Source organism: Ruegeria sp. E8, assembly GCF_056533985.1.
Genome location: NZ_JBQFOY010000004.1, coordinates 177,227 through 189,350, shown reverse-complemented (window position 1 = coordinate 189,350; position 12,124 = coordinate 177,227). Strand labels below are relative to the sequence as shown.

At 58.6% G+C, this 12,124-nt stretch carries 12 protein-coding genes; 1 reads left to right on the top strand and 11 read right to left on the bottom strand.

Annotation, left to right across the window (positions count from 1 at the left end; translation table 11 throughout):
* Positions 1-2: 2 nt before the first annotated feature.
* Positions 3-596 carry an NAD(P)H-dependent oxidoreductase gene (locus ACR0LF_RS07745; RefSeq protein WP_480579338.1) on the bottom strand — a complete coding sequence of 198 codons (594 nt, stop codon included), beginning with the start codon at positions 594-596 and terminating at the stop codon, positions 3-5.
* Positions 597-698: 102 nt separating this feature from the next.
* Between ACR0LF_RS07745 and ACR0LF_RS07740 the strand changes: the two genes are divergently transcribed.
* Positions 699-1,277, top strand: a complete 579-nt coding sequence (locus tag ACR0LF_RS07740; protein WP_480579336.1) for a TetR/AcrR family transcriptional regulator — start codon at positions 699-701, stop codon at positions 1,275-1,277.
* A 21-nt stretch (positions 1,278-1,298) separates the two neighbouring features.
* Here ACR0LF_RS07740 and lpdA read toward each other — a convergent pair whose 3' ends face one another.
* The 10 genes from lpdA to sucC form a co-directional block, all read right to left on the bottom strand.
* Positions 1,299-2,687: a dihydrolipoyl dehydrogenase gene (gene lpdA, locus ACR0LF_RS07735; RefSeq protein WP_480579334.1), complete on the bottom strand. Its 1,389-nt coding sequence runs from the start codon at positions 2,685-2,687 to the stop codon at positions 1,299-1,301.
* A gap of 69 nt (positions 2,688-2,756) precedes the next feature.
* The gene (locus tag ACR0LF_RS07730; protein ID WP_480579332.1) at positions 2,757-3,167 is read right to left on the bottom strand and encodes an MAPEG family protein; all 411 of its coding nucleotides are present in this window, start codon (positions 3,165-3,167) and stop codon (positions 2,757-2,759) included.
* A gap of 130 nt (positions 3,168-3,297) precedes the next feature.
* Entirely contained in the window at positions 3,298-3,567 is a 270-nt protein-coding gene (locus ACR0LF_RS07725) for a hypothetical protein (protein WP_480579330.1), read from the bottom strand.
* A 2-nt stretch (positions 3,568-3,569) separates the two neighbouring features.
* On the bottom strand, positions 3,570-5,081 hold the full coding sequence (gene odhB / locus ACR0LF_RS07720) for a 2-oxoglutarate dehydrogenase complex dihydrolipoyllysine-residue succinyltransferase (RefSeq protein ID WP_480579328.1): 1,512 nt from the start codon (positions 5,079-5,081) through the stop codon (positions 3,570-3,572).
* A gap of 3 nt (positions 5,082-5,084) precedes the next feature.
* Positions 5,085-8,042 carry a 2-oxoglutarate dehydrogenase E1 component gene (locus ACR0LF_RS07715; protein ID WP_480579326.1) on the bottom strand — a complete coding sequence of 986 codons (2,958 nt, stop codon included), beginning with the start codon at positions 8,040-8,042 and terminating at the stop codon, positions 5,085-5,087.
* Positions 8,039-8,578, bottom strand: a complete 540-nt coding sequence (locus ACR0LF_RS07710; protein ID WP_480579324.1) for a DUF805 domain-containing protein — start codon at positions 8,576-8,578, stop codon at positions 8,039-8,041. Before ACR0LF_RS07710 ends, ACR0LF_RS07715 begins: the two co-directional genes overlap by 4 nt.
* Before the next feature lie 4 nt (positions 8,579-8,582).
* Positions 8,583-9,026 (bottom strand): hypothetical protein, encoded by a 444-nt coding sequence (locus tag ACR0LF_RS07705; protein ID WP_480579322.1) that lies wholly within the window; start codon positions 9,024-9,026, stop codon positions 8,583-8,585.
* A 59-nt stretch (positions 9,027-9,085) separates the two neighbouring features.
* Positions 9,086-9,967 (bottom strand): succinate--CoA ligase subunit alpha, encoded by an 882-nt coding sequence (gene sucD / locus ACR0LF_RS07700; RefSeq protein WP_117870362.1) that lies wholly within the window; start codon positions 9,965-9,967, stop codon positions 9,086-9,088.
* Positions 9,968-9,980: 13 nt separating this feature from the next.
* Positions 9,981-10,808: a glycosyltransferase family 25 protein gene (locus ACR0LF_RS07695; RefSeq protein WP_480579320.1), complete on the bottom strand. Its 828-nt coding sequence runs from the start codon at positions 10,806-10,808 to the stop codon at positions 9,981-9,983.
* A 94-nt stretch (positions 10,809-10,902) separates the two neighbouring features.
* Positions 10,903-12,096 carry an ADP-forming succinate--CoA ligase subunit beta gene (gene sucC, locus ACR0LF_RS07690; RefSeq protein ID WP_480579318.1) on the bottom strand — a complete coding sequence of 398 codons (1,194 nt, stop codon included), beginning with the start codon at positions 12,094-12,096 and terminating at the stop codon, positions 10,903-10,905.
* Positions 12,097-12,124 lie beyond the last annotated feature (28 nt).

Genomic DNA, 12,124 nt, shown 5'->3' with positions numbered 1-12,124 from the left:
GCTCAAGCTGCGATTGCTCCGATCCTGGACACCTTTTCGATCCAGCGATCCACGCTGCCTGGCTTGGGGTAACTTGCGCCTGCGAAATAGGTGAAGCGGGTCGGTTTGAAGCCGACGAAGCCGAGGATTTGATCCCGAACCTGACGGATAAGCGCCTGCCGATAGATCAGCCGCATGAACCATCCCGGCGTATCCGAGGTCAGGATGACGCGTGCGGTGCGCCCGGTCAGCATCGGGGCAGGGAAGCCGATCTTTGTAGTATTCCGCGTGTCGAAAGTTCGCCCGGGGATAAATGTCCGGTCGATCAATCCCTTCAATTTCGCCGGAAGGCCGCCCCACCACATCGGTGTGGTCAGTACCAGATGATCACTCCACTCAAAGTCTTGCAGCACTTGTTCCAGAACCGGCTCAAGCGGTTTGAAGTCGTGATAATTGCCCTGACCGAAATCAAAATCGAACTGTAGATCGCTCAGATGGACCATCCGGACATCGTGCCCGTTTTTGCGGGCCGCGTCCCGATACGTTTCGGCGAATACACGTGACAGACTGCTTTCCGCGGGATGCCCGTCAAGGATGAGGATTTTCTTGGGTTGCATCATGATTCTCCTAAAAATGACCACGGTCAATTAGTAGGATCAAAAAGTGACCACGGTCAATATAAAATTTGACCACGGTCAAAAACTGTGCGATTGAGCATTATGCAAAAGACGGTTCAAAAACGTACGATCAAGACCCGCGCCAAGCTTCTTTCGGCAGCCGAAGGGGTTATCCAAAATGACGGCTATCAAGCCTTGCGGGTGGAAGAAGTGGTAAAGGCGGCAGGCGTCGCCAAGGGCACCTTCTTTGCGCATTTCCACGACAAGGATGCGCTTATGGAAATTCTGATCGCTGACAGATTGAATGCGTGCCTTGATCAGGCCGAGGCAGGACCGCCGCCCAAAACGGTTCCTGAGATCATCGCGGCACTCGAACCGGTCCACAGTTTCATGACGTCCGAGCGATATGTGTTCGATCTGTTGATCAGGTATTCCGGCGCGACCGCCATCGCAGACATTGGCCCGATCGCCTATTGTTTCGAGCGATACTTTCGGGTCGTGATGATGTGGCTAGAAGCTGCGGAGATGCGCAAGGACGTGCCATCCGAACTTTTGGCCGAAGGTGTGCAGGCCTTTGCCATTCAGGCCATGTCGTTACGATTCTGCGCGTTGCATTCAGCGACGACATTCACCGACCGGCTCGAGACCTATCTGGATGCATGGCTGACCCCGACAGGCTGATTGCTGCCGGGGTCAAAGCTCTTAGCTGTGGATCGGGCCGTCGCCACAGGCCAGTGCCGCCTCACGTACCGCTTCGGAATAGGTCGGGTGTGCATGGCAGGTCAGTGCCAGATCCTCGGCGGACGCGCCGAATTCCATTGCAACACAGACTTCATGGATCAGATCACCGGCAGCCGGGCCGATGATATGAGCACCCAGAATGCGGTCGGTTTCCTTGTCAGCCAGAATCTTGACGAACCCGTCGCTTGCAAAATTTGCCTTGGCACGACCATTGCCCATGAACATGAATTTACCAACCTTATAGGCGCGGCCCTGTTCTTTGAGTGTCGCCTCGGTCTCGCCAACATTGGCGACTTCGGGCCACGTATAGATCACTCCCGGAATCACGCCGTAATTTACATGGCCATGCTTGCCCGCAACCTGTTCGGCTGCGGCCATGCCTTCGTCTTCGGCTTTGTGCGCCAGCATCGGACCTTCGGTCACGTCGCCAATTGCGTAAATACCCGGCACGTTGGTCTGCCAATCGGCACCAACCTTGATCTGCCCACGCTGCGTCAACTCAACGCCTAGAGCGTCCAGCCCCAAACCGTCCGAGTAAGGCTTGCGCCCGGTCGCAACCAGCACGGCATCAGCGTCGATGACATGCTCGCTGTCATCCTTGAGCAGTTTGTAGGTTACCTTGGCCTTCGTCTTGGTCGCTTCGGTCTTCTGCACCGCTGCGCCCATGATAAAGCTCAGGCCCTGTTTCTTGAGAATACGTTGGAAGGTCTTTTGCACCTCAGGGTCCATGCCCGGGGTGATTTCCTTGAGGAATTCGATGACCGTCACCTCGGCGCCCAATCGGCTGTAGACCGAGCCCAGCTCCAGCCCGATCACACCCGCGCCGATCACCACCATCTTCTTGGGTATCTTGCCCAGCGACAGCGCGCCGGTTGAGGTCACGACAACCTTCTCGTCCACCTCGACACCGGGCAATGAGGACGGCTCGGACCCCGATGCGATGATGATGTTCTTGGCCTCGTGGACCTCATCACCGACCTTGACCTGACCAGCGGCGGGGATGGATCCCCAGCCCTTCAGCCAATCGATCTTGTTCTTCTTGAACAGGAATTCGATGCCCTTGGTGTTGCCCTCGATAACTTCGTCCTTATAGGCCTGCATCTGTTTCCAATCGACCGACGGGCTTTTGCCCTTCAGGCCCATCTTGGCAAAGTTATGCTCGGCTTCGTGTAATTGATGGCTGGCATGCAGCAACGCCTTCGATGGGATACACCCGACGTTCAGACAGGTTCCGCCCAAAGTCTCACGCCCTTCGACCACGGCGGTTTTCAGGCCCAGTTGTGCACAACGGATCGCACAAACATACCCGCCGGGACCGGCACCGATTACAATAACGTCATAGTTAGCCATGGAAGATCTCCTTGAGAATTCGGGCTGTCACAGGGCGTTGACCTCTGAACAGTTTGTACATCAGCGGCATCACAATAACACCGCCAAAAGCATGAAGGTGGTGGCCAGAAACCCGATGAACCAGACGACGGTGCGCCAGGGTTTCAGCCCGTAGTAGTAAGCTGGAATGTAGAGGATGCGAGACACCAGATAGGTCCACGCACAGGTTGCAGTGAAACCGGTGGCCGAACCGCTGAGGGTGACAACCACACAGGCGATGCCGAACAGGATCAACCCTTCGAAGTGGTTGTTCAGGGCCCGGTACAGTCGGGCCGTTCCTTCGGACAGCTGATCCTCCAGTGCCCCGCCCAGACGGGCGCGATCACGCGCTGACGTTGTTTTTCCCGGACCCAGTTCCAGGTTCGCGGGTATTGCCATCAGCGCGTATTGAAAAACCTGCAGCAGTGCGGCCAATGTCAGGACTGTAAGTTCGGGTGTCATGAACGCTGGCCTTGGGGACGCTTCGTCAAAGGGCTTTGTTTCAGGCGCGCCACGTTGGTCGCAATCAGGATCATGGCAGCCTGCGTACCGCCACAATCCCATTTCGACATATCACGACCCGTCATCTGAATCACACGGGCGTCAACACTTTGGTCTGAATATGCGCCACACCGCCACGTTCATGGTGCATGGCCAACTCTTCGGACTCGATAAAGTTCTGCGCACGTTCCAAATCCGTGATCTCGAACAACGCTACCGCGTGGTCTTTCTGGTCCGGGTCGCGCCAGATGTGGAGGTCGCGGATACCCGCAGCCTCGCGCATCTTGCGATCTTCTTTGAACACTTTCAGCCAGACGTCGAAATCGGCCACATCGGCCTGCCAGAGTACATGTGTCGCCATGATTACAGATCCATCAGCAGACGGCGCGGGTCTTCCAGCGCCTCTTTCACGCGAACAAGGAAGGTCACGGCCCCTTTGCCGTCAACGATCCGGTGATCGTAGGACAGGGCCAGATACATCATCGGGCGGATCTTGATCTCACCATTGATGACCATCGGGCGGTCCTGGATCTTGTGCATGCCCAGGATACCAGATTGCGGAGGGTTCAGGATCGGCGAGGACATCAGCGAGCCATAGACACCACCGTTCGAGATGGTGAAGGTTCCGCCCTGCATCTCTTCCATGCTCAGCTTGCCGTCACGGGCGCGTTTGCCTTTCTCAGCAATGGCCTTTTCGATCGCAGCAAACGACATGCTGTCGGCGTCACGAATGACAGGAACGACCAGACCCTGAGGCGTGCCTGCGGCGACACCCATGTGGACGAAGTTCTTGTAGACGATGTCCGTGCCGTCGATCTCGGCATTCACTTCGGGCACTTCTTTCAGCGCGTGGCAGCAGGCCTTGGTGAAGAAGGACATAAAGCCCAGTTTGACGCCGTGTTTCTTCTGAAACAGCTCCTTGTATTCGTTGCGCAGGGCCATCACCTCGGTCATGTCCACCTCGTTATAGGTGGTCAGGATCGCGGCGGTGTTCTGCGCATCTTTCAGGCGCTTGGCGATGGTCTGGCGCAAACGGGTCATGCGTACGCGTTCTTCGCGGGCTGCATCCTGGGCCGCGACCGGCGCACGTGGTGCTTGGGCAGCGGGGGCAGGTGCAGCCGCGGCAGGCGCTGGGGCCGAAGCCGTCGCAACAGCCTTTGCCACGTCTTCCTTCATGATCCGGCCATCTCGGCCCGAGCCGGTGACTTGATCCGGCGACAAGCCCGCTTCGGCCATGGCTTTTTCGGCCGAAGGCGCGTTGGCCACGTCCTTGCCGGCGCTTGCCGCGGCAGGGGCTGCCGCTGCAGCAGCGGTTGGTGCCTGTGCAGCACCTGCGGCCGCGCCAGAGATCACCGCCAGCTTTGCGGCCGCATCCACTGTTGCCCCTTCGGGGGCTACGATCTCCGCAAGAACGCCTGCCGCGGGGGACGGAACCTCGACCGAGACCTTGTCGGTTTCCAACTCACACAGCATCTCATCCTGCGCGACGCTATCGCCAACCTGTTTGAACCAGGTCGAAACGGTGGCTTCGGTGACAGATTCACCAAGTGTCGGCACCATCACATCAACCGATCCGCCCGTGGCAGCAGGCGCTGCGGCCGGTGCCGCTGCTGCCGCCGGAGCAGGGGCCGCTCCTTCACCAGCCGTAATGGTTGCCAGCAGCGCATCGACACCAACGGTTTCACCTTCGGCGGCGACAATCTCACCCATCACACCGGCAGAAGGAGAAGGCACTTCGACAGTGACCTTGTCAGTCTCCAGCTCACACAGCATCTCATCCACGGCAACGGCATCGCCGGGCTTTTTGAACCATGTGGCAACAGTGGCTTCGGTGACCGACTCGCCAAGCGTGGGAACACGAACTTCAATCGTCATCGCTTACTTTCCTTTGATGCTCAGCGCTTCGTTAACCAGCGCTTCTTGTTGGGCTTTGTGTTGGCTGGCCAGACCCGTCGCAGGCGAGGCCGAGGTTGCGCGACCGGCATAAACCGGGCGGGTATGTTTGGCTTTGATGCGGGTGAGCACCCATTCGATATTGGGTTCGATAAAGGTCCAGGCCCCCTGATTCTTGGGCTCTTCCTGACACCAGACCATTTCGGCCCCCTTGAACCGTTCCAACTCGTTGATCAGCGAATGGGCGGGGAAGGGATAATATTGTTCGATCCGCATCAGGTAGACGTCGTCGATGCCACGTGCATCCCGTTCTTCCAGCAGGTCAAAATAGACTTTGCCGGAACACATCACGACGCGCTTGATCTTGTCATCCGCCACCAGCTTGGTGTCCGAATTGCCCTTTTGCGCATCATCCCACAGCACCCGGTGGAAGCTGGAACCGGTGGTGAAATCCTCAGCCGTGCTGACCGCCAGTTTGTGGCGCAGCAGCGACTTCGGTGTCACCAGGATCAGCGGCTTTCGGAAGGTGCGGTGCAACTGACGGCGCAGGATGTGGAAATAGTTCGCAGGCGTCGTGCAGTTCGCCACGATCCAGTTGTCCTGGCCGCACATCTGCAGGAAACGCTCCAGACGCGCCGATGAGTGTTCAGGGCCTTGCCCTTCGAACCCGTGCGGCAGCAGTGTGACCAGACCGGACATCCGCAGCCATTTCGACTCACCCGAGCTGATGAACTGGTCGAACATGATCTGCGCACCGTTGGCGAAGTCGCCAAACTGCGCCTCCCACAGAACAAGCGCATTTGGTTCGGCCAGCGAGTAACCGTATTCAAACCCAAGCACCGCGTATTCGGACAGCATCGAATCGATCACTTCGTAATGCGACTGTCCTGGGCGAATGTTGTTCAGCGGATAGTACCGCTCTTCGGTTTCCTGATGGACGAAGCCCGAATGGCGTTGGCTGAATGTGCCGCGTGTGGCGTCCTGACCGGCAAGGCGTACCGGGTATCCTTCGGTCAGTAGCGATCCGTAGGCCAGCGCCTCACCAGTGGCCCAGTCAAAGCCGGTGCCGGTTTCAAACATCTGTTTCTTATGGTCAAGCAGGCGCGCGACTGTCTTGTGCATCGCAAACCCGGCAGGGGCGCGGGTCAGGGCACCACCAACCTCGGCCAGAGTCTCGGGCGAGATTGCCGTCTCGCCGCGCATGTACTCGTCCTTGTTTTTGTCCAGATGCGACCAGCGCCCATCCAGCCAGTCGGCCTTGTTGGGTTTGTAGTCTTTGCCGGCCTCGAACTCATCGTTCAGATGGGCCTGGAAGGCGGCTTTCATATCCTCGATTTCGCCTTCGGGGATCAGGCCGTCCTTGACCAGACGCTCGGTGTACAGAGACAGCGTTGTCTTGTGCGTCTTGATCTTCTTGTACATGATCGGGTTGGTGAACATGGGCTCATCGCCCTCGTTATGTCCAAACCGGCGATAGCAGAAGATGTCGATCACCACGTCCTTGTGGAATTTCTGACGGAACTCGGTCGCCACCTTCGCCGCATGAACCACTGCCTCTGGGTCGTCGCCGTTCACGTGGAAGATCGGAGCCTCGACCATCAGCGCAATATCAGTCGGATAGGGACTGGAGCGTGAGAAATGCGGCGCGGTGGTAAAGCCGATCTGGTTGTTCACAACGATATGCATCGTTCCACCGGTTCTGTGACCACGCAGACCGGACAGGCCGAACCCTTCGGCCACAACACCCTGACCTGCAAAGGCTGCGTCCCCGTGCAGAAGAATGCCCATGACCTTGGTGCGGTCGGTGTCGCCCATCTGGTCCTGCTTGGCGCGGACCTTGCCCAGAACCACCGGGTTCACCGCTTCAAGGTGCGAGGGGTTCGCGGTGAGCGACAAATGCACACTGTTGCCGTCAAATTCACGGTCACTGGAGGCACCGAGGTGATACTTCACATCGCCCGATCCATCCACATCCTCGGGTTTGAAGCTGCCGCCCTGGAACTCGTTGAAGATCGCGCGGTAAGGCTTGCGCATCACGTTGGCCAGAATGTTCAGGCGGCCACGGTGCGGCATCCCGATGACGATATCGCTGACGCCCAAAGCACCACCGCGCTTGATGATCTGCTCCATCGCAGGGATCAGCGCTTCACCGCCGTCCAGACCAAAGCGCTTGGTGCCCATGTATTTGACGTGCAGGAACTTCTCAAAGCCCTCGGCCTCGACCATCTTGTTCAGGATCGCTTTGCGGCCTTCCTTGGTGAAGGCGATTTCCTTGCCGTACCCCTCGATCCGTTCCTTCAGCCAGGCGGCTTCTTCCGGGTTCGAGATATGCATGTATTGCAGCGCGAACGTGCCACAATACGTCCGCTTCACGATCTCAACGATCTGCCGCATCGAGGCGACCTGAAGCCCAAGCACATTGTCGATGAAAATCGGACGGTCCATGTCGGCATCGGTGAACCCGTAAGTCTTGGGGTCCAGTTCGGGATGCGTACTGGCGGCACGCATGCCCAGCGGGTCCAGATCGGCGGCCAGATGGCCCCGGATGCGGTAGGCCCGGATCAGCATCAGCGCCCGCAGACTGTCCAGAACGGCGCGCTTGATCTGGTCTTCGCTGACGTCGACGCCTTTGGCCTCGGCCTTGTCCTTGATCTTTTTGCCCGCCGCCTTGGCGTCAATCTCGGCCCATTCCCCGGTCAGGGCGCCGGTCAGATCGTCGGCTGGCATCGGGGGCCAATCCGTCCGTGCCCAGGACGGCCCCTCGGCCTCGCGCTGCACATCCGGTGCAGCATCGCCCATGGCCCTGAAGAACTCGACCCAGGCAGCGTCTACTGCACCGGGGTTCTTGGTGTATTGGGCATATAACTGCTCCAGATATTCGGCATTATGCCCCTGCATGAAGCTTGAGGCATGAAAGGCAGTGTTGGGCGTATGTTCGGTCATTGGGCTACCTCATGTGGGTTGGGACCGTATTGATTGGTGCCTGGCTGGCTGGGGCGGGTCAGCCACCACAGAACCAGGAGGGGCGACACCACCAGAACGATAAGTGTCGGAATGACGATAAGCAAAGTGGCGCGTGTGAACAGGATGTCCAATGTGCCGCCATGGAATTGGCTGGCCAGTCCGATACCAAAGATCAGAACCGCAAAAGCCCCAAGGATCAGCAGGATCGGCAGCAGAGCGTACAGCCCGCTGCGCCCCGTATCGTGCATCCGCCGGAAAGCCGCTGCCAGATGCGGAAAGAAGACGATCAGGCCGACGATGCTCTGGACAGGCTGAGAGGAAGTTGCGGTGACGGATTTGACTTCATCGCTTTCACTGACCGAGACCTGCGTGAAGAACTGCCAGTCGATGATCCCGGCGATGATGTTCCAAATCACAATGAACAGGAAAAAGAACCAGTATTCGGGCCGCGAGGCTCTCCCTGAGAAGGTGAAGAACTTGGAAAAACAGGTGCGGATGGCGTCGGAAAAGGTCATGAAGCTACAGCCCCGCAGAGTTGGATTTATCGACAATTCTTGAATGCGCTTTATCCGTCGCATCTTCGAAAGCAATGAATGCAATTCTTAGTGCATGCGCTTCCGTCGATTTGTACGCATTCAATTCTGCGCGTAGCGCATAGTAAGCTAGAACTGACGCGATTGCTCCTTGCGCCTCTCCCTCTATTCCGTTCTTGAGTTTCGCATCCGAATGGACGCTTCGCGCATTTCCGTCGAGTTCCTTGGATAGCTCCAGCCACTCGGTCGTTGAACGTCCAGACGGGTTCCGAAAATCCAACTGGGTATCCTTGGGGAAATCTTTCAAACCGCCCGCAAAGGTATGCAACTCTAGTACATTCATGTGTTTGGTTGCAATTTGTTGAACAGCGTCAAAAGCGGCCCAAAGGTTCTCAACCTTCTTTTTTTCGCCCTTGAAGAGTCCGAACATACCGACGATCCTAACTAACAATGCGTGCGCCCGCGTCCACCACGGGCGCACGGGGAAAATTACCCAATCGCTTCCAGCACAGCCTCACCCAGCTGCGCCGGGCTTTCGGCCACGACGATTCCGGCACTGCGCATGGCTTCAATCTTGTCCTCGGCTCCGCCCTTGCCACCGGCGACAATGGCACCTGCGTGGCCCATGCGGCGGCCCGGAGGGGCTGTGCGGCCTGCGATGAAACCGGCTGTCGGCTTCTTGCGGCCCTTTTTGGCCTCATCCGCGAGGAACTGCGCGGCTTCTTCTTCGGCGGAGCCACCGATCTCACCGATCATAATGATCGACTCGGTCTCGTCATCGGCCAGGAACCATTCCAGCACGTCGATATGCTCGGTGCCTTTGATCGGGTCGCCGCCGATGCCCACGCAGGTGGACTGGCCCAGGCCAACATCGGTGGTCTGCTTGACGGCCTCGTAGGTCAAGGTGCCCGAGCGCGACACAACACCGACCGAGCCGCGCTTGTGGATGTGGCCGGGCATGATGCCGATCTTGCAGGCGTCAGGTGTGATGACACCGGGGCAGTTCGGGCCGATCAGGCGCGAGCTTGAGCCTTCCAGCGCGCGCTTCACCTTCATCATGTCCAGAACCGGGATGCCTTCGGTGATGCAGACGATCACTTCCATCTCGGCGTCAATCGCCTCAAGGATCGAGTCGGCAGCAAACGGCGGCGGTACATAGATCACGCTGGCGTTGGCTTCGGTCACGTGCTTGGCTTCGTGGACCGAGTTGAACACGGGCAGGCCCAGATGCTCCATCCCGCCTTTGCCGGGGGTCACGCCGCCGACCATCTTGGTGCCATAGGCGATGGCCTGTTCGCTGTGGAATGTACCCTGCGAGCCGGTAAAGCCCTGACAGATCACTTTGGTGTTTTCGTCAATGAGGACTGCCATGTTGTCCCTTTCTCTAGGCGGTATTGGATTGATTGGGTTCAGTCGCCGGCAGAACCTGCGGCGCATAGGTAATTTTCTCAAGCGTGGCGCGACCCAGGGCCAGATTGACCACCGTGTGGAGCCCGCTGGTGATTTCGGCGATGCCGCGCCTTACTTTTTGGCGGACCAGTGGCCAGCCCGTGGGCCGGGCGCGGGGGGCACCCATCTGGATTTCCCCGGCAGCTTCATTGCCCTGTTCAACCATCGCAGGGATCACCTGATAGACATTGACCTGCCGCGCCGCAGCCGAGGCTGACGGGTTGAACAGCAGGCCATCCAGCGTGATGTCAAAGGGTTTACGGGCCAGAAAATGCTGCGCGGCCTCGCGCGTCAGCGCGTAGGCAGCTCCACCGGGATGGCGCGAGCGCATCAGGCGCACCTCACGCCCCAGATGGAACAGCCGCTTGCGTTCCAGCGCCACATAGAGCTTGGTGCTGCGCCAGCGTTCAAACCGGACGATGTCCGCATCCTCTGGCCACCAGGACGGGTCGTTCAGCCAATCGGCCAGTTCCGGGGTCAGGAACACATCATCCTCAAGGATCAATGCCTGCTTGGCGCCCGAGGCAATCACCGCCTCCCACGCTTTGGCGTGGCTGAGGGTGCAGGCCATGTCCTTGGTGTGGAAAAAGCCCCACGGTCCTTCTGCCCGACACTCACGCAGGAAATCCTCACGGGTGGCAGCAGCGCAATCAACAGCGTTGACGCGCGTTGCTGTCAGGCCTGCCTTTTGCAGCTCCTGCTCCATCAAACGCGCCCGCCCTGTGGCGCGTTCGAGACCTATGAGGAAGATGGGGATGGTCATTTGAACAATTGTTTCTTTCAGATTCGCGCAGCAAAAATCGACTTGGTTCTTGCCGGAGAGGGGCGGGCTGTAAGCCCGCCCCACCGCAACCAGCTTACCCCTTAACCGCCTTAACGATCTTTTCGGCGCCGTCCTTCAGGTTGTCCGCCGCGATCACGTCCAGGCCCGAAGTGTTGATGATCTCTTTGCCTTTCTCGACATTGGTGCCTTCCAGACGCACGACCAGCGGCACTTTCAGACCGACCTCTTTCACCGCGGCGACAACGCCCTCGGCGATGACGTCACAACGCATGATGCCGCCGAAGATGTTGACCAGAATGCCTTTGACCTGCGGATCGCTGGTGATGATCTTGAACGCCTCGGTCACTTTTTCCTTGGTCGCACCACCACCCACGTCGAGGAAGTTGGCGGGCTCGGCACCATACAGCTTGATGATGTCCATAGTCGCCATTGCCAGACCGGCACCGTTCACCATGCAGCCGATTTCACCATCCAGCGCGATGTAGTTCAGGTCGTACTTGGAGGCTTCCAGTTCCTTGGGGTCTTCTTCGGTCGTGTCGCGCAGTTCGGCGATGTCCGGGTGGCGGTAGACCGCGTTGCCGTCAAAGCCGACCTTGGCATCCAGCACCTTAAGATCGCCGCTGTCCGAGACGATCAGCGGGTTGATTTCCAGCATCTCCATGTCCTTCTCGACGAAGGCGTTGTACAGCTGGTTCATCAGTTTGACGCATTGCTTGACCTGCGCGCCTTGCAGACCCAGCGAGAACGCGATGCGGCGGCCGTGATAGGGCTGATAGCCGGTCGCAGGGTCGACTGAGAAGGACAGGATTTTCTCGGGCGTGGCCGCGGCCACTTCTTCGATGTCCATTCCGCCCTCGGTCGAGCAGACGAACGAGATGCGGCTGGTTTGGCGATCCACCAGAAGGGCCAGATACAGTTCACGTTCGATGCCGGACCCGGCTTCGATATAGATGCGGTTGACTTGTTTGCCTGCGGGGCCGGTCTGATGCGTGACCAGCGTGCGGCCCAGCATCCTCTTGGCTTCTTCAGCAGCTTCCTCGACCGATTTGGTCAGACGGACACCGCCCTTTTCACCGGCGTCGGCCTCTTTGAAGGAACCCTTGCCGCGTCCGCCTGCGTGGATTTGAGCTTTGACAACCCAAAGCGGGCCATCCAGTTCACCGGCTGCGGTTTTGGCTTCCTCGGCGCGCAGAACCGCGCGACCGTCGGAGACCGGGGCGCCGTAGCTGCGCAAAAGAGCTTTGGCCTGATATTCGTGAATGTTCATCGAAACTGTCCCGTCTGACTGCGTTTAA

Bases quoted from the DNA above. Each gene is read 5' to 3' on its own strand.
- ACR0LF_RS07745 (WP_480579338.1), bottom strand. From the start codon at position 596: ATGCAACCCAAGAAAATCCTCATCCTTGACGGGCATCCCGCGGAAAGC.
- ACR0LF_RS07740 (WP_480579336.1), top strand. From the start codon at position 699: ATGCAAAAGACGGTTCAAAAACGTACGATCAAGACCCGCGCCAAGCTT.
- lpdA (WP_480579334.1), bottom strand. From the start codon at position 2,687: ATGGCTAACTATGACGTTATTGTAATCGGTGCCGGTCCCGGCGGGTAT.
- ACR0LF_RS07730 (WP_480579332.1), bottom strand. From the start codon at position 3,167: ATGACACCCGAACTTACAGTCCTGACATTGGCCGCACTGCTGCAGGTT.
- ACR0LF_RS07725 (WP_480579330.1), bottom strand. From the start codon at position 3,567: ATGGCGACACATGTACTCTGGCAGGCCGATGTGGCCGATTTCGACGTC.
- odhB (WP_480579328.1), bottom strand. From the start codon at position 5,081: ATGACGATTGAAGTTCGTGTTCCCACGCTTGGCGAGTCGGTCACCGAA.
- ACR0LF_RS07715 (WP_480579326.1), bottom strand. From the start codon at position 8,042: ATGACCGAACATACGCCCAACACTGCCTTTCATGCCTCAAGCTTCATG.
- ACR0LF_RS07710 (WP_480579324.1), bottom strand. From the start codon at position 8,578: ATGACCTTTTCCGACGCCATCCGCACCTGTTTTTCCAAGTTCTTCACC.
- ACR0LF_RS07705 (WP_480579322.1), bottom strand. From the start codon at position 9,026: ATGTTCGGACTCTTCAAGGGCGAAAAAAAGAAGGTTGAGAACCTTTGG.
- sucD (WP_117870362.1), bottom strand. From the start codon at position 9,967: ATGGCAGTCCTCATTGACGAAAACACCAAAGTGATCTGTCAGGGCTTT.
- ACR0LF_RS07695 (WP_480579320.1), bottom strand. From the start codon at position 10,808: ATGACCATCCCCATCTTCCTCATAGGTCTCGAACGCGCCACAGGGCGG.
- sucC (WP_480579318.1), bottom strand. From the start codon at position 12,096: ATGAACATTCACGAATATCAGGCCAAAGCTCTTTTGCGCAGCTACGGC.